21 protein-coding genes are annotated in these 24737 nt (G+C 54.8%); 15 read left to right on the forward strand and 6 right to left on the reverse strand.

What is annotated here, in order from left to right:
- The first annotated feature begins 3 nt into the window (after positions 1-3).
- Positions 4-2169, forward strand: a complete 2166-nt coding sequence (locus ABD982_RS05070; RefSeq protein WP_345445258.1) for a primosomal protein N' — start codon at positions 4-6, stop codon at positions 2167-2169.
- Here ABD982_RS05070 and ABD982_RS05075 read toward each other — a convergent pair.
- Together ABD982_RS05075 and ABD982_RS05080 are read right to left on the reverse strand one after the other, a co-directional pair.
- Positions 2166-3266, reverse strand: coding sequence for a glycosyltransferase (locus tag ABD982_RS05075; protein WP_345445260.1), 1101 nt, complete (start codon positions 3264-3266; stop codon positions 2166-2168). The two genes, ABD982_RS05070 and ABD982_RS05075, sit on opposite strands and share 4 nt — an antisense overlap.
- A complete protein-coding gene (locus ABD982_RS05080) occupies positions 3263-4183 on the reverse strand; it encodes an alpha/beta fold hydrolase (RefSeq protein ID WP_345445262.1) in 921 nt (306 codons plus the stop codon). Before ABD982_RS05080 ends, ABD982_RS05075 begins: the two co-directional genes overlap by 4 nt.
- Before the next feature lie 239 nt (positions 4184-4422).
- Here ABD982_RS05080 and leuS point away from each other — a divergent pair, with 239 nt between their 5' ends.
- From leuS to holA, 6 genes are all read left to right on the forward strand, one after another.
- Positions 4423-6861 carry a leucine--tRNA ligase gene (leuS, locus tag ABD982_RS05085; protein ID WP_425570028.1) on the forward strand — a complete coding sequence of 813 codons (2439 nt, stop codon included), beginning with the start codon at positions 4423-4425 and terminating at the stop codon, positions 6859-6861.
- 87 nt (positions 6862-6948) lie between these two features.
- Entirely contained in the window at positions 6949-7836 is an 888-nt protein-coding gene (locus ABD982_RS05090) for a DegV family protein (protein WP_345445265.1), read from the forward strand.
- Positions 7837-8013: 177 nt separating this feature from the next.
- A complete protein-coding gene (locus ABD982_RS05095; RefSeq protein WP_345445267.1) occupies positions 8014-8916 on the forward strand; it encodes a helix-hairpin-helix domain-containing protein in 903 nt (300 codons plus the stop codon).
- Positions 8917-9188: 272 nt separating this feature from the next.
- Positions 9189-10496, forward strand: coding sequence for a ComEC/Rec2 family competence protein (locus ABD982_RS05100; RefSeq protein WP_345445269.1), 1308 nt, complete (start codon positions 9189-9191; stop codon positions 10494-10496).
- Positions 10493-11383: a ComEC/Rec2 family competence protein gene (locus ABD982_RS05105; protein WP_345445273.1), complete on the forward strand. Its 891-nt coding sequence runs from the start codon at positions 10493-10495 to the stop codon at positions 11381-11383. The genes ABD982_RS05100 and ABD982_RS05105 overlap by 4 nt, the downstream gene beginning before the upstream one ends.
- A 56-nt stretch (positions 11384-11439) precedes the next feature.
- A complete protein-coding gene (gene holA, locus ABD982_RS05110) occupies positions 11440-12444 on the forward strand; it encodes a DNA polymerase III subunit delta (RefSeq protein WP_345445275.1) in 1005 nt (334 codons plus the stop codon).
- Between the two features lie 116 nt (positions 12445-12560).
- Here the strand turns inward: holA and rpsT are convergent, their stop codons facing one another.
- Together rpsT and ABD982_RS05120 are read right to left on the reverse strand one after the other, a co-directional pair.
- Positions 12561-12824, reverse strand: coding sequence for a 30S ribosomal protein S20 (gene rpsT / locus ABD982_RS05115; protein ID WP_251380109.1), 264 nt, complete (start codon positions 12822-12824; stop codon positions 12561-12563).
- A gap of 191 nt (positions 12825-13015) precedes the next feature.
- On the reverse strand, positions 13016-13687 hold the full coding sequence (locus tag ABD982_RS05120) for a type II toxin-antitoxin system PemK/MazF family toxin (RefSeq protein ID WP_345445278.1): 672 nt from the start codon (positions 13685-13687) through the stop codon (positions 13016-13018).
- A gap of 214 nt (positions 13688-13901) precedes the next feature.
- Here ABD982_RS05120 and lepA point away from each other — a divergent pair, with 214 nt between their 5' ends.
- Entirely contained in the window at positions 13902-15758 is a 1857-nt protein-coding gene (lepA, locus tag ABD982_RS05125) for a translation elongation factor 4 (RefSeq protein ID WP_345445280.1), read from the forward strand.
- The gene (gene hemW / locus ABD982_RS05130; RefSeq protein WP_345445282.1) at positions 15758-17002 is read left to right on the forward strand and encodes a radical SAM family heme chaperone HemW; all 1245 of its coding nucleotides are present in this window, start codon (positions 15758-15760) and stop codon (positions 17000-17002) included. The genes lepA and hemW overlap by 1 nt, the downstream gene beginning before the upstream one ends.
- Before the next feature lie 94 nt (positions 17003-17096).
- Here the strand turns inward: hemW and ABD982_RS05135 are convergent, their stop codons facing one another.
- Positions 17097-17513 (reverse strand): DUF4870 domain-containing protein, encoded by a 417-nt coding sequence (locus tag ABD982_RS05135; RefSeq protein ID WP_251380105.1) that lies wholly within the window; start codon positions 17511-17513, stop codon positions 17097-17099.
- Positions 17514-17663: 150 nt separating this feature from the next.
- Positions 17664-18536 (reverse strand): DUF3097 family protein, encoded by an 873-nt coding sequence (locus ABD982_RS05140; RefSeq protein WP_425570013.1) that lies wholly within the window; start codon positions 18534-18536, stop codon positions 17664-17666.
- A 127-nt stretch (positions 18537-18663) separates the two neighbouring features.
- Between ABD982_RS05140 and hrcA the strand changes: the two genes are divergently transcribed.
- The 6 genes from hrcA to ABD982_RS05170 all read left to right on the forward strand — a co-directional run bounded on the left by hrcA (position 18664) and on the right by ABD982_RS05170 (position 24627).
- Positions 18664-19656: a heat-inducible transcriptional repressor HrcA gene (gene hrcA, locus ABD982_RS05145; RefSeq protein ID WP_345445286.1), complete on the forward strand. Its 993-nt coding sequence runs from the start codon at positions 18664-18666 to the stop codon at positions 19654-19656.
- A gap of 64 nt (positions 19657-19720) precedes the next feature.
- Positions 19721-20851, forward strand: a complete 1131-nt coding sequence (gene dnaJ / locus ABD982_RS05150; RefSeq protein WP_345445288.1) for a molecular chaperone DnaJ — start codon at positions 19721-19723, stop codon at positions 20849-20851.
- A 5-nt stretch (positions 20852-20856) separates the two neighbouring features.
- Positions 20857-21618 (forward strand): 16S rRNA (uracil(1498)-N(3))-methyltransferase, encoded by a 762-nt coding sequence (locus tag ABD982_RS05155; RefSeq protein WP_345445290.1) that lies wholly within the window; start codon positions 20857-20859, stop codon positions 21616-21618.
- Positions 21619-21730: 112 nt separating this feature from the next.
- Positions 21731-22822, forward strand: coding sequence for a PhoH family protein (locus ABD982_RS05160; protein WP_345445291.1), 1092 nt, complete (start codon positions 21731-21733; stop codon positions 22820-22822).
- The gene (gene ybeY, locus ABD982_RS05165; RefSeq protein WP_345445293.1) at positions 22822-23328 is read left to right on the forward strand and encodes an rRNA maturation RNase YbeY; all 507 of its coding nucleotides are present in this window, start codon (positions 22822-22824) and stop codon (positions 23326-23328) included. Before ABD982_RS05160 ends, ybeY begins: the two co-directional genes overlap by 1 nt.
- Before the next feature lie 3 nt (positions 23329-23331).
- Positions 23332-24627 carry a hemolysin family protein gene (locus ABD982_RS05170; protein WP_345445295.1) on the forward strand — a complete coding sequence of 432 codons (1296 nt, stop codon included), beginning with the start codon at positions 23332-23334 and terminating at the stop codon, positions 24625-24627.
- The last annotated feature ends 110 nt before the right edge of the window (positions 24628-24737 follow it).

Genomic DNA, 24737 nt, shown 5'->3' on the forward strand with positions numbered 1-24737 from the left:
CACATGACCAGCTTTAACACCGAACCCCTGCAACCAGACCTGTTGCAGGGGTTCGGTGTTTCTTTGCCTTCTCAGGCAGGTTCAACCGAAGCAGAAGATAGCGCCGTTAGCCTGCCCGTTGCGCGGGTTCATATTGATACCCATGTGCCCCATCTTGATCGGCTCTTTGACTACGCTGTACCTGCCGCGCTTGATGCCGAGGCTCAGCCGGGGGTGAGGGTGAGGGTCAAATTTGGTGGCAGGGAGGTGACTGGCTGGCTTCGCGAGCGCGTAGCCCGGTCCGATTCACCGACCAGGCTTGTGCCCCTGCATAAGATTGTTTCTCCACTGCCTGTGGTGGATGCTGAAATCTTTGAGCTGGCCGATGCTCTTGCTGATCGTTATGCCGGCCTTGTGCCCGACGTCCTGCGCCTAGCTGTACCGCCCCGAGTCGCCAGTGTTGAGCAGCAGTACCTAGCGCCGGCGTCGTCTGTCAGTTCATCTGAGAGTAAGGATGCAGAGGGAAAGCCAGAGCCAGTCGGGGTAGCAGAAGCCATGACCGATGAGGTCTTAGAAGTAGAGCCAGAGCCTCTTCAGGCACCAGATATTTCGGCCTTTGAAGACTACACCCAGGGCACAGAATTTTGCGATGATCTTGCTGCTGGGGTTGCGGCTCGCGCCGTGATGAGCGTGCTGCCTTCACACCCGGAACACGGCTGGGAAGACCTCATGGCCGTGAGCCTTGTGCAAGCTGCGGCTCACGGCAGGGGAGCGCTGGGTGTTGTCCCTGATCTCAAAAGTTTGGAGCGTCTTGAAACAGCGCTTGCTCAGCTTACCCCGCCTGAGCGCTACACCCGGCTGACAGCCAATGATGCCCCCACCCCGCGCTATGAAAGTTTTCTGCGTGCCAAGCAGGGGCTAGCAGACATCGTTATTGGAACGCGCTCAGCAGCCTATGCCCCTATAAAAAATCTTGGTTTTGTTGCCTGTTGGGATGATGGGGACTCTTCACTGATTGAACAGCGCGCGCCCTACTGTCATGCGCGTGACGTCCTTCTTTTGCGTGCTACGCTGACGGATTCTGCGGCTCTTTTCATGGGGTATGCCGTCAGTAGCGAGGCTGCACGACTCGTACGGAGCCGTTGGGCTAGCTTACTGTCAGCTGATCGCGCGGTCATCCGTTCTTTCACTCCACGGGTGCTGCCAACGGGCGATGACTACCAGCTGGCCAGGGACCCCCTGGCTGCTATAGCTCGGATTCCGCACCAAGCTTTTGCCGTGGCCCAGGACGCTCTAAAGCAGGGGCCGGTGCTGGTTCAGGTTGCGCGCGCGGGCTACATACCTAGCCTCAGCTGCCAGCGCTGCCACATGCCGGCGCGGTGCCGCGACTGCCGTGGCCCCCTTTCACTGGCTTATGGTCAAGCACTGCCCCAATGCGGGTGGTGCGGGCGCATAGCTCAAAACTGGGCCTGCACGGACTGTGGCGAACGCAGATGGCGCTCAGGTGCGGTGGGAGCGCTTCGTACCGCTGAGGAACTGGGCCGCGCTTTCCCTGATGTGCCGGTCATTAGCTCTAGTGGGGAGAATATTAGATCTTCCATTGGCCCTGAACCTGCTTTGGTGATTGCTACCCCCGGGGGAGAGCCAGTTGCAGAAGGAGGGTATTCAGCCGCTCTGCTGCTGGATGCTGATCGAATGATGCAGGCTGATTCTCTTCGTGCTCCAGAAACTGCCTTGCGCCGCTGGTTTAACGCTGCAGCTCTGGTGCGGTCTTTTGCTGTTGGTGGCCGTGTAGTGACAACTGCCAGCCCTTCACCCGTGCTTGAGGCGCTGGTGAGGTGGGACCCGATGGGCTACGCCCTGTGGGAGATTGATGAACGGCACGATATTGGCTTGCCGCCGGCCGTCCGTACTGCGGCTGTTACCGGTAGCGAGAAGGGTATCGAGACTTTCCTGGCCTCTCTTGAAATCCCTGAGGACGTTCGGGTCAGCGGGCCGGTGCCCCTGCAGGAGCCTGGTGACTATTTTGAGCCGGATATAGACGGTGAAATCTACCGAGCTATTCTCTTCTTTACTTATGCCCGTGGGCGCGATTTCACCCGTCATCTGCGAGCTGTCAAGGCCTCCCTCTCAGCGCTCAAAAAAAGTGAACCGGTACAGGTGCGCTGCGATGGTTTGGATATTCTCTAAAGCTCACTCAGAAGGTTGAGGAGTTTAATGGCTGAGGTGTTCCAGCTATAACGTGCAGCATCAGCTAGCCCACCTTCAACTCGATATTTCGCTGCCTGCGGATCTTCAAGATCTCGTACTGCACGTGCAAATTCGCTGGGGAAGTTAGCGTTAGCAAAGAACGCCGAGGGGGCGATTTCCCTAAAGATAGGAATATCGCTGAGCACCACGGGGCACCCTGCCGACTGCGCCTCTACCACCGGCAGACCGTACCCTTCATCTTTTGAAGCGGTCAGCAGAGCAGCGGCTGTGCCCAGCAAGGCTGTATAGGTCTCTTCATCGACACCGTTGTGAAATACAATGTTGGGCCCAGCTTTTGGCTCTAGTTCGCGCTGTCGAGCAGGAGAAATCCTGGAGAGCAGGTGCAGAGTGTAGTCCGGTAGGGAGCCCATCGCCGCTATTAGTGTCTCTACGTTTTTATAGGGCATAAAAGATCCCATGTAGATTAGATCTTTGGTGCGCTGGGGAAGTAGGCTCAGCGCTTGGTCTTGACTCTTTATCCTGTCCTGGGGGGCGTTAGGCAGCACGTGAAGGGGCTTGCTCGTGAGGCTGTGTTGTCTCATCAGACCCGCGGTAGTCTCAGACACCGTCACCACGGCGTCGGCCCTGTTGAGCAAAAATCGCTGCGGAGCGTAGGTGGTGTGAAAGACTCGCCAGCCCGCACGCACAGGAGCAGGGAGGAAGCCCGGCGGATCAGGGTGGGCGTAGTAAATAAGATCGTGAAGGGTGAGTATCAACTTGAACTTCCGCCCCCAGCCCCCGAGCCCCAGGGTCTGCATGGGTGAGAAGACCACCTCTGGCCGATAACGGTTGATTTGAAGAGCAGCCGTGGGTTCCAAAGGTGAAGTGGGTGAGCAAATCTTTACGTGAGGAAGTTCGGGAAGCATCTCTAACTGCCGCTCATCACTAATCACCATAGCCAGCTGCAGGTCCTGCGGTACTGCGGGGTGCCCAGCGTCCTGCAGGTCTTTGAGCGCTGTGAGTAAGGACGCCGTGTAGCGGCTGATACCGTCGTGTACGCCGATGCGGGTGTAGCGGGCGTCGATCATCAGTTTCATCGGATGGGCTCCTGGTGGAAATCAGCAATGAGAGCAGCAGCGCGGAGAGGAGTTTCGTAGTGGATGAGGTGCCCTACCTCGGGAATTACATCTAAACGGCCCCGCTGAAGAGCGGCGAACATAGCTCGCTGGCCCTCCATGCTCCCCAAATCATCTTCCTGCGCCACGATCATCTGTACTGGTAGATCGATTGTGGGGGTGAAGTCCGCAGCGGTTGATGAGATGGAAGCTCGGTAGGCTTGAAGCACAGCATCGCGTGAAGAGAAAGCACCAAAGTAGGCTGCATGCTGACCGTTAATGAAATTCCTTAGTTCTGCATGGCTGTTCTTCATCATGAATTCGCTACTGATTCTGGTGATGATGTGGGATTTCAGCAAACTGAAGCCAAGAGGGGCAGGCAGGAGCGCACCGGCCGCATAGTACATCTCAGCTAGCCGGCTCATCAGTTTCTGGTTGCCATCCAGGGCGGGTTCACAGATAGGATTAATGAGTGTCAGCCTCTGAACCAGATGGGGTCGGGTAGCTGTGAGATAGGAGCTGACGATAGACCCAAATGAGTGACCCACCAGGTGGATAGGGTTTTGACCCGTTAGCCCCAGAAATTCCGCTAGCCAGGCGGCATAGGTGCTCACGTTATGCTCTGCTGCCGGCATGGGTTCAGACCTGCCAAAACCCGGCAAATCAGGGATGAGGACGCGGTAGTCCAGTAGCCCCTGTGTTAGAAGCTCAAGCCCGTGGTGATCCCCCCTAAAACCGTGGATTAAGACAAGGGTTTCAGCGGTGCTATCCCCGTATTCCCACCATCGGGTGAGTGAACCGTTCACCGTGGCTTCGTGGAGCTTCCCATGGGAAGTGACGGTAGGGTGTAGCTCAAAAACGCTGGCAGGGGGCATCGATACTCTAGCTTTCTCACTCACCCCTTTACTCTACCGCTGCGGTTGCGGCCCCGCTGCCCGCTCCCGCCCAGCGGCGTCCAAAAACTGGTCGCTCCGGCGAAAAATGGGGAGAACCGATAGACTATACCCAAAGGTTTTGACGCCGGCGCCTTTCGTGCGCCCAAAACTCAAAACTCAACCTACACGTACAGACAGGAAGTCAAGTGACTGCTGAGGTAGAAACTACCGAACAGACCGAAAATACCTGGGATTTTCGCGCGATGGAAACTAAGTGGCAGCCCTACTGGGAAGATACCAAGGTCTTTGAACCCACCAATGAAGAGGGCAAAGAGACACGCTATGTAGCGGATATGTTCCCCTACCCATCAGGCGACCTTCACATGGGTCACGCTGAGGCTTTCGCTATTGGGGACGTCACTGCCCGGTACTGGAAGCAGAAGGGCTACGACGTTCTGCACCCCATTGGCTGGGATTCATTTGGTCTACCCGCAGAGAACGCGGCTATCAAGAACAATACCCACCCCAAAGAGTGGACCTACAAGAACATCGAGACTCAGGCGGGTTCTTTCAAGCGCTACGGCATTATGGCTGACTGGTCACGCCGCCTGCACACCTCTGACCCCGAGTACTACCGCTGGACTCAGTGGCTCTTCCAGCAGTTCTACAAGAAGGGTTTAGCCTACCGTAAGTACTCCCAGGTCAACTGGTGCCCCAAGGATCAGACCGTTCTGGCCAACGAACAGGTCATCAACGGTGAGTGCGAGCGCTGCCATACCCAGGTCACTAAGAAGTCTTTGAACCAGTGGTACTTCAAGATCACTGACTACGCCCAGGAACTGCTGGATGATATGAAGGGTCTGGAGGGTCACTGGCCAGAGCGTGTGCTGGCTATGCAGCGTAATTGGATTGGTCGCTCCGAGGGCGCCGAGGTCAGTTTTGCCGTTGAGGCTACTGAGGGTAAGGAAGCATCTACCGTTGATGTATTCACCACCCGCCCGGATACCCTGTTTGGTGCTACCTTCTTCATCGTGGCAGCAGATGCTGATTTGGCAAGCGAGTTGGTCATCGATGAGCAGCGTGAGGCTCTGGAGAACTACCGCGAGAGCATCAAGGTGCTCTCTGACATTGATCGTCAGGCATCAGACCGTGAGAAGACCGGTGTCTTCTTGGGTCGCTACGCCATCAACCCCCTGACCGGGGATAAGCTGCCCATCTGGGCATCCGATTATGCTTTGGCTGACTACGGGACCGGTGCCCTGATGGCTGTGCCCGCCCACGACCAGCGCGACCTGGACTTCGCTCGTAAATTTGATATCCCTGTCATTACCGTCGTTGAAACCGGTGAAGAAGACCCCGCTGAAAGCGGCGTGGCCACAGCTGGCGACGGCAACCACATTAACTCTGGCCCCCTGAACGGGCTGAACCGTTCAGAAGCTACCCGCAAGGTTATCGAGCTGCTGGAAGAGCAGGGCGCAGGGAAGGGTAAAGTCAACTTCCGCCTGCGTGACTGGTTGCTCTCCCGCCAGCGTTTCTGGGGGTGCCCCATCCCCGTGATTCACTGTGAAGAGCACGGTGAAGTTCTGGTCCCAGAAGATCAGCTACCTGTTCGTCTGCCCGACAATCTCTCCGGTGAAGACCTGGCTCCCAAGGGGCAGTCACCTCTGGCCGCAGCCGAGGAGTGGAACACCGTTGCTTGCCCCGAATGTGGCAAGCCTGCTAAGCGCGATTCAGATACAATGGACACCTTCGTGGATTCCTCCTGGTACTTCATGCGCTATGTTTCACCCAACTTTGATGCCGGCGTCTTTGACCCCGAGCAGATGAAGAAGTGGAACCAGGTTGATATGTACGTGGGCGGTGTTGAGCACGCGATTCTACACCTGCTGTACGCCCGTTTCTTTACTAAGGTTATCCGTGACCTTGGCCTAATTGACCATTCTGAGCCCTTCAAGGCGCTCATGAACCAGGGCCAGGTGCTCAACCAGGGCAAGGCTATGTCCAAGTCACTGGGTAACGGCGTTGACCTGGGTGAACAGCTCGATAAGTTCGGCGTGGACGCCGTGCGAACCGTCATGGTCTTTGCCTCGCCCCCTGAGGACGACGTTGACTGGGCAGACGTGTCACCGGCAGGTTCACAGAAGTTCCTGGCCCGCGCATGGCGCGTTGCCAACGACGTTACCAGCGCCCCTGGCGTTGTTGGCTCAGAAGGTGATAAGGATCTGCACAAGCTGGTGCACCGCACCATGTTTGAGGCTGCCAAGTTGGCTGAAACCGGCAAGTTCAATGTGCTAGTTGCTAAGACCATGGAGCTGGTCAATGCCACCCGCAAGACCATTGACTCCGGTGCTGGTGCTGGGGACCCTGCCGTCCGCGAAGCCGCTGAAGCTATCGCGATTCTGCTCTCCCTTTACGCGCCCTACACCGCTGAGGACGCCTGGCACCTGTTGGGTCACGAGAGCCCCGTGCTGACTGCAGGCTGGCCCGAGGTAGACGAGACCCAGCTGGTAGACGATACCGTCACAGCTATCGTCCAAATCAAGGGCAAGGTAAAGGATCGCCTGGAAGTTTCTAAGGACATCTCTGAAGCTGATCTTGAGAAGCTAGCGTTGGAATCCGAGACAGTTCAGCTTTCCATTGGGGACGCCGAGATTCGCAAGGTCATCGTTCGAGCACCCAAACTCGTGAACATCGTTATTTAGGGTTTTATTTCTGAGCTGAAGGGCAGACAAGGTCATGACGACCTTGTCTGCCTCTTCTCTATGCAGGGGAGGCGGTAGAGTGGAACGGTGCGTTCTATAGCTATCGTGACTGACTCTTCGGCTGCCTTGCCTGCCGATTTCTTTGCCGAAGCCACAGTCTCAGGTGGCTTGGCCCAGGTTGATTTACCTGTTTCCATTGCTGGGCAGCCGCTGGAGGGGCTGAGCTCCGCCGAGATTGATGCTGCTATCGTCACCGCCCACGTCCAGGGGGAACAAGTCACCACCTCTGGCGCTTCACCGGGGGAACTTATAGAAGTTTACGAACGGCTTGCTAGCGAAGGGTATGCGGGTATCATTTCTATTCATCTCTCGGGGGCGCTCTCTGGCACCTGCGACGCGGCGCGAGTTGCCGCTGATTTGGTTCAGCTACCGGTGGCCGTTATCGATTCTGAAAATCTAGCCATGGCACTCGGCCAGGTTGTTATAAACCTCTACCGTTTCACTGAAAATACCGATGATTTAGAGACTGCCGTAGAGGTCGCAGAGGACTTGTGCGCCGCTGTCAAACTGTTCTTCTTTATCCCAACATTGGACGCCCTCAAACGGGGCGGCCGCGTTGCTCCTGCCCTGGCAATGGTGGCACAGATGTTTCAGATACGGCCAGTGGCCACGGTACTTGACGGTAAGCTGATCTACTTAGAAAGGCCGCGTACCACGCCAAAAGCTATTGAACGGCTCACCGAACTTACCCTAGACTTCAGCGCTGAACAGGCAAAGGGCTCTCATCGTTTTGCCGCCGGTGTTCCAGCACCTACTGGTCGGGTCGTCGCCGTCCACTACTGCGGTAATCTCTTGCAAGCCCAGGAATTTCAGCGATCGCTGGGTGAGCCAGCCGAAGATGCAGAGCTACTGCCTCTTCCACCGGTGCTCTCTGCCCACTCAGGTTTAGGCGCTCTGGCAGCGGTGGTGTATTAGCCCCTACATCGGTGAATCAGACTGTGGATAGAATGTAGCTGACCGGTTAAAGACTCGTCTCAGGTTCACCGAGGTGGGTGGGAACTGGCGAGATACATTAGCTCTCAGCCGAGTGGCTCTTATCCACAGATCCTCGTTCTAGAGTTCAGGGCTTACGCCCGTGCTTATCCTGGGGTCATGAAACATGGCAGGCGAGAAGATGGTTCAGGCTGGATCCTACATGATGCTGCTGAGAGCATAGGACCGCAGGAGTCTTTAGGTGACCTAGAGACCGAGCGCCTACTAACGAGCCGCCGCTACGGTTCTCAGCGGGCAAGGGTAGACACATCATCGGCTCAACGTAGCCGCGCCCTCCTTAAGGAAACGCTAGAAGCAAACCCTCATCATTCTTCTTCACCAGATCAACACCTCATACGGTGGAAAATTCCCAGTGGGCTCATTGCCACCGTGGCGGTCTTACTTACCCTGTTGACGCTCTGGACCACGATTAAAGGTTACCTTCCTGGCCAGACTGAAACGGTGTCACTCGCGCTTCCTTCTTCAACCGGCTCTACCTCTGCTCCCTCCTCTTCCCAATATCCTAGTGGCTCAGTGACGCAGGAGTCTTTGAGCCCTGCCCCACAAGAGTCTCTGACGGTCCATGTGGACGGTGCTGTTGCCGCTCCGGGTGTTTATACTCTTCCTCCCGATAGTCGCGTGAACGATGCGGTTCAGGTGGCTGGCGGCGCCCTTCCCGAAGCTGAGACAGGGGCGGTAAACCTGGCAGATAAGCTCTCTGACGGGGTGAAAATCTACCTCCCAACTTCCGGTGAAGCCCCACTTCAGAGTGCAACAGGGCTCACCGACGGTGGGGCAGCGCCCGGGCAGGTTTCTACTGGTGGTGCCAACGTCCTGGTCAACCTTAATACCGCGACCGCAGAAGAGTTACAAACCCTTCCAAAGGTCGGTCCGGTGCTTGCTTCAAATATTATTAGCTGGCGCGAGGAGCACGGCGGGTTTAAAAACATCGAAGAGCTGGACCAGGTCTCGGGAATCGGGCCGGCAACCATGGAAAATCTCAGAGGTTTGGTGACACTATGAAGGCTGTACGGGGATCGGAGCGCTTTAAGGAATACTGGTTCTCTGATAGAGACAGACAGCTTCACCTCAGAGAATTACCTCGTCTGTTGGACGCACGGTTGCTGGCCCCATCCACCTGTGTTTGGGCTTTTACCCTTATATGGATTCTGAGCGGTAGTAGGGCAGCGCTTTTAAGTCTGGGCTTCTTAGCTGTAACAACAGCTCTTCTGCCACTGACCAAAAACGCGGCGCCTATTTCGTGGCGGTCCAGACTGCAACCGCTGTTAGGGGTCATGATGCTCTGCTTACTCCTTACCTGCATCCAGGGCGCTCTCATTACCGCTCGTGGTTACCAGGAGCGCTGGGACTTCCTGGACGCGGCAAATGGCCAGGGAGTTCGATTCTCCGGTTCCGTTCTCGCATCCTCTCCCAGTGCTTACGGAGGTTCATTGACACAAGTGCGAATTAGGGAGCTTGAATACCGAGGGCAAATTCTTGGCCAGTCTCTAACCCTAAGTATTTTTACCGATAGCCGCTTTGAAGCCGGCATCGAGGTAACAGGGGTGGGCACCCTCACCGTTGATGGTAGCTACTACCGTGTCAAAGGAGGACTTTACTCCCAAAGCGCTGATGTATCATCGCCTCCCATGTACGGTCACAAGACTATGGTCAGGGAGCGGGTTGTGCAGGAGGTAGGAAGGGACGCTGCCGGGTTGCTTCTCGGTATGGCTTACGGTGATGACTCATCCCTCAGTGCTGAGGCTGTTAACAGGATGCGGGTAGCGGGGCTAACCCACTTGACCGCTGTATCGGGGGCTAATATCTCCTTAGTATTTGTGGTCTCTTACCGTCTTGCTCAAAAAATTCGTATTAGTCGTTACGCACTGGTTCTTATTGGTCTGATTTCCGCCACCCTTTATGTCGGCTTGGTTGGGTTAGACGGTTCAGTACTCAGAGCTTGGGTCATGGGTATTTTGGGCGGCTTAGGTATGGTTCTTGGGCACGGTGCTCACCGCGTGGCAGCCCTGTGCACCTGTCTTTTAGTTCTGCTGGTCCTCTCTCCAGAACTAGCCAGTAACTACGGGTTCGCTCTCTCTGTCATCGCCACTGCCTCTCTGCTCTTCCTGGCGCCAGCACTACGAAGGTTAGCCTCAAAATTTTTGCCCGGAATTCTAGCAGACGTCATTGCCATTCCACTCTCAGCAGCGCTCTGGTGCGCCCCGGTCATTCTCTTGCTGTCCGATGCCGTCTACCCCTACACCGTGCTAGCTAATGTACTGGTAGCTCCGATGGTTGCCCCCCTCACCTTCGTGGGGCTCCTTCTCCTAATCGGTGCGACACTGGGCCCTTGGGCTAGCTTCCTCGCGTCCTTTCTCTTCTGGGCTGGTGAGCTACTAGCGGGCAGTGTGCACGCAGTGGCCTCTTGGGTCACCCACATGCCTGCAAGCTCCGTAGCCCTGCCAGCTAGCCCACAGACAATGGCGGGCATCACTACCCTGGTTGCCCTTTTCTCGGCAGGAATCATAGTCGCAGATAGCAGACTCAACAGACCACCACCAGTTCGCCAGCCAATCCTGTCACAGCAGGGAAGCAGAAAATGAGCGCTACATCGCCCCAAGACCGCCGCAGGCTCATCATTTCAGTTTGTCTTTTACTCAGTGTCCTTGCACTGAGCCTATTCAACCAGAAGACGAGTTCTGCCAAGGCACCGGACGGTTGGCAGTGGATTACCTGCGATGTCGGTCAAGGGGATGCCCACCTGGTGCGTACTGTGGAGGACCAAGTCTCCCTTATTGATACGGGGGATAGCTACAGCGATTTAGAAGCCTGCCTAGAGTGGGCCCAGGTTGAGAGGCTAGACGCTGTGTTCATAACCCACCAGCACCGTGACCACTATGGCGCCCTGAGCGAGCTGGCGGAAAGTTACCCCATAGCTCGCCTTTTTACGTCAGCACATTTTGACCCTGCCCAAGTGCCTCAGGGCATTGAATTGACACAGTTAGCCAGTTCAGATGAATACATCCCAGAGCTTTCCTTAGGCACGGATGCTGAGGTCAGAGTATTGTGGCCGCCAGATAGCCTCGATAGGGTACCGGGGGAGAAGGGCAGCAGTGCTTTGGTTAATAACAGTTCGCTAGTTCTGCACTTTCGTGTTGGTGGGGAGCAACCACTGACAGTTTTAACAACGGGTGACCTTGAAGAGGCAGCCGCCGGTCGTCTCCTCCCGAAGCCAGAGAATCTAGAAGCTAGCATCCTGAAAGTAGCGCACCATGGATCTCGAGGAAGCGGCACCCAGCTCATCGGTGCAACAAACCCAGCCCTGGCGCTGATTAGCGCAGGGCGGGGTAATGACTACGGCCACCCTCATCAAGTCATCACGGACTACCTAAAGCAACACGGGGTGTCTGTAGTCAGGACTGACCAAAGCGGCAGCATCGCACTGGAACAACGAGATCATGAAATTGTAGTAACCCTAGAGGGGCAATAGATGCTCTGCAGAGAATGAAAAAGTCTGCCAGAATAGGAGGGCACCTAAGGAGGCACATGGCACGCACATCACGAGCAAATACCGGCCACGCTAACGGCTGGAGAACAGTAGAACTGGCACCGTTGATCCTGCTCTACGGGTCAGATGACTACTTTGCTCAACGTGCTAAGGAACGACTGCGGGAACTGTATCAGGAGCGTGAAGGTGGTTATGAACTAGCTACCTTGTCCGCTAAGGATTACAGGAGCGGCCAGCTCACCGTCATCACCAGCCCTTCCCTTTTTGACGAACCTAAAATCGTTGAGATTGAGAATGTAGCCCAGATGAGCGACGTTTTTCTCATCGATGCTCTCGACTATGCCCAGAACCCCTCCTCAACAGCTGTTGTGGTATTAAGTCATAGCGGCGGTAACCGCGGTAAGAAGCTGATTGACACCGTTCGAGGTTCCCGCGCCTTCCCCCTGGTCGAATGCAAGCCGCTGAAAACCGAAAAAGATAAGACAGACTTTGTGCTCTATGAGTTTAGAGCACTGGGCAAAAAGATTACTGCCGAGGCTGCACAGGCTCTAGCGCAATCAACTTCTGATACAGCGGAACTTGCTTCATCCTGCCGGCAACTGCTTGCAGATGGCCCCGATACCATTGATATCTCAGTTGTTGACCGTTACTACGGTGGCCGTACTGAAGTGACCGCCTTTAAGGTGAGCGACGCTGCTGTGGCGGGTAATAGTAGAGAGGCTGTTAAGCTGCTCCGTCAGGCTCTAGACACCGGTAGTGACCCTATCCCCATGCTGGGCGCACTAGCTTTGCGTATGCGCAATATAGCTAAAGTTCACGGCATTCGGGGGAGCGCTCAGCAGCTAGCCAGTAATCTCAAAATAGCGCCCTGGCAGGTCGAAGTAGCCATGCGGGATTCACGACGCTACTCGGTTGAGGATATCGCGGCTATTATGCAGGTTTTGGCTGACACTGACGCTGCACTCAAGGGGGAGAACCTTGACGCTCTCTATCCCCTGGAAAAAGCAGTGCTTGCTGTTTCCCGTGCCTCCCAGCATCATTAGAAAGAATTATCATCCTAAACTTAAAGCACGTTGCCCCGCTGACCAGTGAATGGTCAGCGGGGCAACGTGTCACTTCGCTAAATAGACAGCCAGCTAGAGGGGCTGGCAGAGAAAAATTAGGAAAGTTTGTTTACGCGAGCTGCGAGGCCTGACTTCTTGTTTGCAGCGTTCTTCTTGTGAAGAACACCCTTGGAAACAGCCTTGTCAAGCTTGCGGCTTGCAGTGCGCAGAGCATCGGTTGCTGCTGCTGCGTCCTGCGCCTCAACTGCCTCGTTGACGCGGCGTAGGCTGGTCTTGAGGTCGGACTTGATTGCGTTGTTACGCAGACGAGCCTTTTCGTTGGTGAGGATACGCTTTTTCTGAGACTTAATGTTAGCCACGGTGTAAAAACTTTCTGTTTTTGTCTAATTGGTCGGTGAGGGCTTCGCTGTTCGATCATCGACTGAGCGGCGTGGGGATGCCTATGGCAATCGAACAGCAGTGCCCGATGACCATCGGACACACAAGGGTTAACTCTAACAGGCTTACCCTCATCTTGGGCAGAGATGCGGGCAACATTTAGAACTCCGGTTTAACGCTGACAGTAAGCGTTGGCGACGAGGTCGAAGGTTTCACGGGGCATGATGGCGCCCTCGCGGCGAATTCCATCAGAATTTAGGCGAATTACGCGGTCCAGCTTCACTTCCGAAGCGCGACCTTCCTTATCCCAGACTCCGCTACCGATATCTATGTAGTTCGAAGCCTTATTCACCGAATTGTTGTGGTCTTTGCTGGTCAACATGAGAGCCAAAAGGTAGTCTCCCTCGCGACCAACAATCACAACCGGGCGATCTTTGCCCTGCTGGTAATCCTCTTCAAAGGGAACCCAGGCCCACACAACCTCACCGGGGTCAGCTTTGCCGTCCGGAACAGGTGAGTAATCAAAAGGTAGGCTACCAAAGTAGTCCCCGGGGTATCCTCCTGCTTGCCAGCTCCCAGAGGTGGAGCCAGAAGTAGCACCTGGGTCTGCATAGGGGTTAGACCGTGCATAAGGATTTGCCGGGGGAGCAGTGCGGGGTTGCTGCTGGCGACCAAAATTACCAAAGTTGCCACTTTGCTCTTCTTTGGGTGGGGCGTACCCAGCTGGCTGGTTGGTGGAGCGTGACTGCTGCCTGGCTGTTTCACGCACCTTCTTATTTTGGTATTTATTCCATTCGCGGTAGACCCTTTGCCCAATATTGAGGGCCTGTTGGATAGTTCTCATGTTGATCTTCATACCTATAAGAATAGGTGAATAGCACATACAAGTACCTGAAAACTCCCTGAGTTCTTCGTAGATACCTCGGCAGGTGTTGAAAGTGCAAAGTCACCCTGGATGTGGGAAACTTATTAACTAACCTATACCAACTCTCTGCGCGCCGGCGTCCGCCCCAGATGCGTGCAACTGTGTTGTAACCAGCCGTGAAAGGAACCACAGCTTGTCACCTCTGGCAACTAAACCGCCCAAACCTGCGGCCACCAACCCAGAAATTATCCGTAATTTTTGCATTATCGCGCATATTGACCACGGTAAGTCCACGTTGGCTGACCGCATGCTTCAGGCAACGGGGGTTGTGACTCCACGCGAGATGAAGGCTCAGTACCTGGATCGTATGGATATTGAGCGGGAGCGCGGTATTACCATCAAGTCCCAAGCAGTGCGCATGCCCTGGGAGGTAGACGGAGTCAACTATGCCCTCAATATGATTGATACTCCGGGTCACGTGGACTTCACCTACGAAGTCTCTCGTTCTCTGGCAGCCTGCGAAGGTGCTTTGCTACTGGTGGACGCCGCGCAGGGAATTGAAGCTCAGACCCTGGCCAACCTCTACTTGGCCATGGAAAATGATCTCACTATCATTCCGGTGCTCAATAAGATTGACCTACCGGCCGCTCAGCCAGAAAAGTATGCTGAAGAACTCGCCAACCTCATTGGGGTTGAGCCAGATGAGGTTCTTCGCGTTTCAGGTAAGACCGGTGAAGGCGTTGAGGATCTTCTCGACCGCATTGTTGAGCTGCTTCCTGCCCCGCAGGGTGAGCCGGATTCACCTGCCCGCGCCATGATTTTTGACTCGGTCTACGATTCTTACCGCGGTGTAGTGACCTATGTGCGCGTTGTGGACGGAAAGCTCAGCCCCCGTCAAAAAATTAAGATGATGTCCACCGGTGCTGAACACGAGCTGTTGGAGATTGGCGTTATTTCACCTGAGCCCAAACCAACCGATGGTTTGGCAGTGGGTGAGGTGGGCTACCTTATCACGGGCGTAAAGGACGTCCGTCTGTCCCGCGTAGGTGATACTGTCACTTCGGCTCAGAAGTCAGCTACAGAAGAGCTGGGTGGCTATGAGGACCCCAAGCCCATGGTCTTCTCGGGCCTCTTCCCCATTGACGGTTCTGATTACCCCGCTCTTCGTGACGCTCTGGATAAGCTCCAGCTTAACGATGCTGCTCTGGTGTATGAGCCTGAGACGTCGGCGGCCCTAGGCTTTGGTTTTCGCTGTGGGTTCCTGGGTCTGCTCCACCTTGAGATTGTGCGCGAGCGCCTGGAGCGCGAGTTTAATCTGGACCTCATTTCAACGGCTCCTAACGTTATTTATGACGTGGTGGCTGAGGATGGAACCTCGCAGCGAGTGACTAACCCCAGTGAGTTCCCCGAGGGTAAGGTAGCCACCATTAGGGAACCCATGGTTGCCTGCACCATCATCGCTCCTAACGAATTTGTGGGTGCGATTATGGAGCTTTGTCAGTCACGTCGCGGCACTATGGGTGGCATGGACTACCTATCTCAGGATCGTGTTGAGTTGCGATACCGCCTGCCCCTAGCCGAGATTGTGTTCGACTTCTTTGATCAGCTCAAGTCCAAGACTCGCGGCTATGCCTCACTTGACTGGAAGTTTGACGGAGAAGAAGAAGCCGATCTGGTCAAGGTAGATATTCTTCTGCAGGGCGAGAAGGTCGATGCTTTTAGTGCTATCACCCACCGGGATAAGGCCTACTCCTACGGCACGATGATGACCGGCAAGTTGCGTGAGTTGATCCCTCGTCAGCAGTTTGAGGTGCCCATCCAGGCGGCAATTGGTTCTCGTATTATTGCTCGTGAGAATATACGCGCTATGCGTAAGGACGTGCTTTCTAAGTGTTACGGCGGCGATATTTCGCGTAAGCGTAAGTTGCTGGAGAAGCAGAAGGAAGGCAAGAAGCGCATGAAGATGGTGGGCCGTGTTGAGGTTCCGCAGGAAGCCTTCATCGCAGCGCTGTCTTCCGGTGAAGAGTCGAAGGATAAAGCAAAAAAATAATGCCGGCTCAGCCTATAGGCGCTCCGGCACCATTAGACGGCAGGATCCCCGCGGGTTCTGCCGTTCGGTGCGAGGAGCGCGATTTCAGCCTCTATGTCCATGTGCCCTTTTGCTCGGTGCGCTGCGGCTACTGCGATTTCAATACTTATGCCACCGATGATTTTGGTAACGGCGTCGGTCTTGGGTCCTATGCTCAGGACGCTGTGGCAGAGCTTGAGTTCGCGCAGCGTGTCCTGCGGGAGTCAGGGGTGCCAGACCGCCCCCTCTATTCGATTTTTTTTGGTGGTGGTACGCCTACCAAGCTTCCGGCAGCAGACCTGGTCACCGTTTTGCAGTCGGCCATTGAATTGTTTGGGTTGCAGAAGGGTGCAGAGGTCACCACTGAAGCTAATCCTGACTCAGTAATCAGAGATGACCTTTTCGAGCTCAGAGCTGGTGGTTTTACCCGCGTTTCTTTTGGTATGCAGTCTGTTATTCCCTCAGTTCTGGAAGTTCTTGACCGTACCCATACACCGGCCAACGTGCCCAAAGTGGTGCAGTGGGCCAAAGAGGCTGGCCTGCAGGTATCAGTTGACCTCATTTACGGAACTCCCGGGGAGACCCTTGAGCAGTGGCGTGAATCAGCCCAAGCTGCGGTGAGCTATCAACCGGATCATATATCTGCCTACTCTCTCATCATCGAAGAGGGTACTAAACTGGCTGCCCAGATTCGGCGTGGAGACTACCAGATGCCTGATAATGATCTCATGGCTGATATGTACCTGGCAGCCGAGGAGATCTTTAGCGCTGGTGGCTACCACTGGTACGAAGTATCAAACTATTCGACTACCGAGGCCACCCGCAGTCGTCACAACTATGCCTATTGGCGCAACCAGGATTGGTGGGGCATTGGCCCGGGCGCTCACTCGCATATCAACGGTACTCGGTGGTGGAACCTGAAGCACCCGGTACCCTATGCCCACAAGGTGAGAGAAGGGCTGAGCCCGGCAGCTGCACGTGAAGTTCTGTCTGCTGAAACTCGCCGGTTCGAAGATATCATGCTGCAGGTTCGCGTCATTGATGGGCTGCATATCAGCAAACTTGACGGTAGTCGCTCTCCTCAAGACATTGAGAGCTCCCTGGACTGGCTTCAGGCTCAGGGCTTAATTGAGCCCCGAGCCCGATCAGAGGGTAGGGTGCAACTAACGCTACAGGGAAGGTTACTGGGAGATGCCGTAACCCGCGAACTCTTACCAGACCTATAAACTGGTTATACTCCTAGACCACATATGCGGTCTTGTGTAAAAGCGATGCCCGGCACCTTGAGCGCCGGGCATCGCTTTGGTTTATCGACTGCCGTTACTTTTTACGGTTCAGAATGCGGGTAAAAAGTTGGGTGTTAAAACGGTACTGATAAGGGTTACCTCGAGTTACCTTGATACCAGCAATTAGCGAGGAAACTGCGAGGAAGGTCCAGGTGAGAGCTGCCAAGAGACCAAAGAACCAACCGATAGCGGGCACACCGCTGAGAATGATTGACACAGCGATGACGAGAGTGGGCAACAGAGTGAAATCTAGTGCTTCTCTTGATTCTTGTTCGGTAAAGGGGCCACGGCCGCGGTAGAGGTAGTAAATGACGGCCGAAGGAATGCACCCAATGACACCTCCAAAGTGAGCGGTGGTTGCAATGTTTCGATCAGCCGCTACTGAAAGATGCGAGGCGGTAGCCGGTGAGCCCTTGTAAGCGTTTGCTGAGGGAGAGGTTGCGGTCTTCAAAAATTTTCTCTTTGAGTGTGGTGCGAACGGGTGGTGGCAGAAGACAGGGTAGGTCTTGCGCTGTGTCCCATTCTAATGAAAATTTGGTGTAGAGAACATATCGGTGACAGGCATTTTAGCTGTCTTGGTCACGATGTTTGTCACATAAGACTAGGGTTCTAAGGTGACAAAGTCGATGAGTTGTTCGACGGGGCCGAGAAGGGCTGGTTCTAAATCCGTATAGGTTTCGACTTTTGAAAGAATAGTCTTCCAGCCAGTGGCAATATCTGCTTGTGTTTCGTGAGGCCACCCGAAGCGCCGTAGTATGCCCTTTTTCCACTCTTCAGAGCGCGGAATAGAGGGCCAGGCATCGATGCCTACAACACTTGGTTTGACAGCCTGCCAGATATCTACAAAAGGGTGACCAACGATGGTGACATTTCCGCGTGCACCAGGAGCTTGTAAAGCCTGTGCAACGATTCTGCTTTCTTTGCTCCCTTCCACCAGGTGATCCACCAGGATACCCAGTTTGCGGTGCGGTGCAGGGCCGAAGGCCGCTATGGCAGTAGCGAGGTCATCCACGCCGTGTAGGGGTTCTACAACGATTCCTTCTACTCTGAGGTCGTGACCCCATACTTTTTCCACCAGCTCTGCATCGTGCGTCCCTTCCACCCATATGCGGGAGGCACGTGCGGTGCGAGATGGGGCGCTCTCAACAGCGCGGGAGCCTGATCGAGAGATTTGTGGCTTCGTTTGTTGCGGTTGACGTGCAGGGACGACGGCGCTGACGGGCTGTCCCTCGTAGAGAAAACCTGGTCCTAGCGGAAATTTTTTGACCTTACCGTATCGGTCTTCTAGACCGATAACGCGCATGCCGCCGATGGTTTCTAACGAGACGACTACTCCTACCCAGCCACTTTGTACGTCCTCCAGTAGAAGACCAGGTTTGACAGCAATTTTTCTGGGCACTGCGACTCGGTGGTTAGTGAGGTCAGCTGACCCCCAACTGTCTCTGTAATCCACTAGCTGCCTTTCTGCGCGCACCTGCCCACCTTAGCCATGAGCGTACCGAATTCTGATTCTATCCCAGGGGGTATTAGAGTTAAGCGGTGTTAGCACTCTCAACCTGAGGGTGCTAGTTATGAAGCTCGTTTTAGCCCAGGAGGTGCATATGGATCACCCTCGTCGCCTGCAGGTTCTACAGGCAATTGTTGAAGATTATGTGCACCTGCGTGAGCCGGTGGGCTCGAAAGCTCTCATTGAGCGGCACAATCTGGGTGTCTCAAGTGCCACTGTGCGCAACGACATGGCGGCACTCGAGGAAGCTGGGCTTATCAAGGCTCCTCATGCGAGCGCGGGGCGGGTTCCGACGGACCAGGGCTATCGGGTTTTTGTAGACCGCGTAGCGCAGGTTCAGCCGCTAAGTTCTGCTGAGAAACGAGCTATACAAACACTTCTAGATAGCGCCGAGGACATCGACGAGATGATGGGGCGTAGCGCCCGTCTGCTGTCGCATCTTACACAGCAGGTTGCACTTGTTCAGTACCCGCGTAAAAAAACGGTGACGGTCCGGCATATTGAGCTGGTACCCCTTTCAAACGCCATGATTCTGATGGTGCTGATTACCAACACCGGTCAGATCCTTCAACGCAATGTGGCAACTTTGCACACCGAAGAAAAACTGTCTTTTTGGCGCAGAGTACTGAACCAACAGTGTGAGGGTGAGCCGCTGCATCTGCTGACTGAGCTTCAGCCCACACCTCCTGATGCCCCTGGACTCAGCCCCCTCTGGGCTGCTCTCCAAGCAATGGGAAGCCAGGGAGACCCCACCCGTTTACTGGTGTCAGGTACCGCTTACCTAGCTGAGGGAGCCGTAGACTTTAGCCGCAGCATTGCGCCGGTGCTCGACGCTCTAGAAGAACAGGTAGTTCTGCTTAAGCTCTTGACCGGCATCGACCGGAATGAACAGGGTTTTGCTGTCAGTATCGGTCAAGAGAACCCGGAAGATTCGCTGTCAGAGGCAGCTGTAATTGCTCGCGGTTATGGCCCTGATGAAGCAGCTGCTTTAGGAGTGGTAGGGCCAACCCGCATGGATTACTCCATGACTATTTCAAAGGTCAACGCTGTGGCGCGTTACCTGTCAAAGATTTTGAGCGAGTCCTAGGCAACTGCCTTTTAGTGCCCCGTTCGGTATATTTTGTGTGAACCTACTCTAGAAAGAGGAATCAGTGAGCAGTCACTACGAAACTTTGGGTGTGTCCAAAGATGCGTCCGCAGAAGACATTAAGAAGGCTTACCGCAAGAAGGCTCGTCAGTTGCACCCTGACATTAACCCTTCGGAAGAGGCTGCAGAGCAGTTCAAGCGGGTTTCACTAGCTCATGATGTGCTCTCCGATCCTGAAAAGCGCCGTATCTACGACCAGACCGGTAACGAAAATGGTTCTGCCGGGAGCTTTGGCGGTGCGGGTGGTTTCGGTGGTGGCTTTGGTGGCTTCCAGGATATTTTTGATACCTTCTTCAACTCAGGTCCCACCGGTCCGCAGAGCCGCATGCGTCAGGGCCAAGATGCCCTCATCAACGTGAAAATCGACTTGCAGGAGGCCGTCTTCGGCGTTAATAAGCCCATCACTGTTGACACAGCGGTCACCTGTGGGCGCTGTGAGGGTGAAGGCACCGCAGAAGGCACTCACCCTGAGACCTGTTCAACCTGCCACGGTCAGGGTTACATGCAACGCCAGGTTCAATCTATTCTGGGTACTGTCGTCCAGCCGGTTGAGTGCCCGTCCTGCCGTGGTTTTGGCACTGTCATCAAAAACCCCTGTGCTGAGTGCTACGGTGAGGGCCGTGTGCGCGAGCGCAAGCCACTCACCATCAAGATTCCTGCAGGTGTTACTAACGGTGCTCGCATTCGCTTGGCTGGTCAGGGTGAAGCGGGCACTGCGGGTGGCCCCAACGGGGATCTTTACGTTGAGCTGCGAGTAACATCTCACCCTGTGTTCGTCCGCGACGGTGATGACCTGGTAGCAACACTGGGTGTGCCCATGACTGCTGCCGCCCTGGGAACCACCGTTACGCTGGAGACCTTCGATGGGGTTCAGGAGGTTAACGTGCCGGCCGGTACCCAGTCTGGCAATATCATCACTCTCAAAGAACTGGGCGTGACCCGTCTGCGCGGTGGCGGTAGGGGCGATATCCGTGTACAGATTGAGGTGCGCACCCCCACCCGCTTGAGTGAGGAACAGAAGAACCTTCTGTTGCAGTTCTCTGAGTCCCGCGGTGAAGACCTCAAGGTCAGCGAAACGCTTTCGAACAAGAACTCCGGGGGCTTTTTCTCCCGCCTTAAAGATCACCTGAAGTAATCCCTATGACAAACGCGGTCTACTACATTAGTCCCCCCGAATTTGACATATTGGAAGAAGGTAGCACCTTTGACCTGACGGGCGATGAAGGGCACCATGCTAAGAATGTGAAGCGGGCTGAGGTTGGCGAGGGCATTGATTTAGCAGATGGTGCAGGACGGCGCGCTACCGGGTCAGTTCTTGGAATCCTGGATGCTGGTGTCAGGGTTAGCATTGACCTGCTCAGCCAGCAGTCACAGCAGGTGACCATCTATTTAGTTCAAGCTCTTGCTAAGGGCGATCGTGACATCCAGGCTATAGAAATGGCTACGGAACTGGGTGCTCATGGAATCGTACCGTGGAGTGCTGACCGATCTATTGTGCGGTGGAAAATGGAGCGCGCCGCTAAAGCTCATGCCAAGTGGCAGAACACCGTGCGGGCTGCTGCAAAGCAGTCCAGACGAGCTGTCATACCGCATGTTTTTGAGCAGCACAGCAGCGCTGACCTGGCTGAATTAGCCCGTGAGCTGGGTGAGACCGCTCTCTTTCTGGTACTGCATGAGCAGGGCGAGCACCGCTTAACCCAAGAACTTTCAGCCCGTCTGACCGATACCGTTGAAGAGATTTATTTCTTGGTAGGCCCAGAGGGGGGAGTGAGCCCGCGTGAACTCGACCTCTTAAAATCCGCCGGATCCAGGGTCGTCCTCTTGGGCGATGAGGTGCTGCGCAGTTCCACCGCGGGGGCCGCCGCTATCTCAACCCTCAACGTCGCACTAGGCCGCTGGTAGCTGTAATATCACTGACCGCAAAACTTATACCTCCTGGTCCCCGCGCTCGGTAAAGTAGTTTTTACCCACTTTGCTATTGCCAAGGAGCTCTGAAAGACCTGCGAGGTCACCTATGACTACTGCATCCGCTACGCACCGCCCCCTAACCGTTGCTCGAACTTTTTCTTTCCGCTCAGTTGAAGAGATGGTGGCCGTCCTTGGTCCCCACGATGGCAACATCACCCTGATTGAACAGGCTTTTCCGGGTCTCGCCATCCGCCCTAAGGGGCTAGATGCTGTGGTAACCGGCCCTTCTGAGACCGTAGGCACTACCGTGCGGTTGCTGGGTGAACTGGTCCAGCTTGTTCAAAATGACACCCAGGTTACCACCGAAGTGGTCACTCGCATTATGGGCATGATGACAGCCACGCTGGCTCATCCAGCTGCTGCCATTAGCCATAACATTCTGAGTTCACGAGGCAAAAACATCCGCCCCAAGACCATCAACCAAAAAAGCTACGTTGATGCCATTGACGCTAATACCGTTATTTTCGGTATTGGTCCGGCTGGTACCGGTAAGACCTACCTCGCTATGGCAAAGGCTGTTCAGGCATTGCAGGCTAAAGAGGTCAACCGCATTATTCTGACTCGCCCCGCGGTAGAGGCAGGGGAGCGGCTAGGCTTCTTGCCCGGCTCGCTCCATGAGAAGATCGACCCCTACCTGCGCCCGCTCTACGATGCGCTTCACGACATGATGGACCCGGAGTCTATCCCGCGTCTGATGGAGGCCGGAACCATTGAGGTAGCGCCTCTTGCCTATATGCGTGGCCGCACCCTCAACGACGCCTTCATTGTCTTGGACGAAGCTCAGAATACCACTGTTGAGCAGATGAAGATGTTCCTCACACGCTTAGGTTTTGGCTCCAAGATGGTGATTACTGGCGATGTTACTCAGATTGATCTTCCGGGTGGGCATGCGTCGGGTCTTAAACAAATTCGCCAGATTCTTGAGGGAGTCGAAGATATTCATTTTTCTTTGCTACAGGCTGAGGACGTGGTCCGTCACTCGCTCGTGTCAGATATTGTGAGTGCCTATGATCGGTGGGACGAAACGAAATCTAATATCGATCGCCGTAAAACCCGCAAGGTCAAACGCCAAACCATTGAAGCTGCAGCTGAGAAGCTACTTGAAAAATCGGGTATTGAAGTATCTAAGGACCATTAATGAACATTGAATTTGATATTGAGGATGCCGGCCGTGACGCTTCTGAAACCGTTCGTCAGTCTTTTGCTGAGGTTGATACAGACGTCCTAGAGCGTTTAGTAACTCATGCTTTCGCTCATTTGAATGTCTCTGCAGAGACTGAGCTTTCCATCAGCGTCGTGGGTGAATCTGAAATGGAGCGCATCCACCTAGAGTGGATGGATTTGCCCGGGCCAACCGATGTAATGTCCTTTCCAATGGACGAGTTAACTCCAGGTACACCGGACCGGCTGGCCACTGGTGTGCTGGGCGATATCGTGCTCTGCCCACCGGTAGCTTCTGCTCAGGGCAAAGAAGCCGGGCATTCGACTCTTGATGAGCTCTGTTTGCTCACCACCCATGGCATCCTGCATTGCCTGGGCTACGATCACGCCACGAAAGAAGAGGAAGCTGAGATGTTCGGTATCCAGCGAACTATTCTTGAAGACTTTCTCGGTCGCCCTGCTCCCGTGGAAACGAGGCACTAACCCGTGCTTTCCGTCTTCTTTCTCGCTGCCGGTGTACTGGTTTTAGTTCTCATCGGTTATCTTTTCACCGCTATGGAGTCTTCCTATACCTACCTGCCCAGGGCCGTTGCGGGGGAGTTAGCGGATGAGTCCGGTAAAAAGAGCGTCCGGGCAATTCTTGCTGACCCTGAACCTTACTTCCGTTCCTTGCGCATCTGGCGGGTTTTAGCGGAAACCGCAGCGGTAGTCTGCTTTTATCTCTTGATTTCCGAGATATTCCACCGCACCTGGATCAGCGTGGTTCTGACTTTACTGGTAATGACTATCCTGATTTTTGCCTTTTTTGGGGTGGCTCCGCGTTTAGTGGGCCGCACAAAGCACGTTCAGGTTTTTAAAACAATGGCTGGTCTAACCTATGCCCTGGGGGTTCTAACACGCCCCTTCTCATCTTTACTGACAGCGCTATCGCGCAAGTTTAGCCCCAAAGACTCAGACCGGGTCACCGGTATCTTTACCGAGGATGAGATTCTCGAATTCGTTGACCGGGCATCGTCCTCTGAAGCTATTGAGGACGATGAAGCTGAGATGGTGCAGTCGATCTTTGAGCTGGATGAAACTCGCATCCGCTCGGTGATGGTGCCTCGCGCAGATATGGTCACTATCGACCTCGATGAGAGCTTAGATGATGCCCTGAATCTTTTCTTGCGCTCAGGTTACTCTCGCATGCCCGTCTTGGGCGACTCTTTTGACGATGTGCGGGGTGTCCTTTATCTGAAAGACACCATCGAGGGCTATCGAGGAATCACAGGTCAAGCTTCAGCTCTCGGTATCGCTTCGCTCATGCGCCCGGCCCGTTTTGAACCTGAAACCAAGCGGGTGATGGACTTGCTCAAGCAAATGCAGAGGGAGTCAACCCACGTGGCGGTGGTTGTTGATGAATACGGGGGCACCTCAGGGCTGGTTACTCTTGAGGATCTGATTGAAGAGCTTGTTGGTGATATAGCCGATGAGTATGACAACGAGAAACCAGAAGTAGTAATGCAGGAAGATGGCACCTTCCGTATCAGCTCCCGTCTAGGGGTCGAAGAACTGGGAGAAACCTTTGGTGTTGACCTCGAAGATGAAGACGTCGAGACGGTAGGAGGGTTGCTCTCTAAGCACCTGGGACGAGTACCTATTATTGGTAGTGAAGTAGTCGTGGAGGGCATCCATATCAAAGCAATTGGTGCCCGCGGTCGCCGCAATAAGATTGGCACCCTAGAAGTCTGGGCAGAGCCCCCTGTCACCGTCGAAGCGAGTGAACAGCCTGTTGAACAGTAGACACCTCGGCAAAGCCGCCCTCTCCAGCCCTTGGGTTGGAAAGGGCGGCTTGTTGATTTTAGCCTCAACAGGAGAAGCGGTGAGGAGACTTATACCGCAGAGGTACCGAC

It is taken from the genome of Rothia endophytica (assembly GCF_039543885.1).
Classification (GTDB): Bacteria; Actinomycetota; Actinomycetes; order Actinomycetales; family Micrococcaceae; genus Rothia; species Rothia endophytica.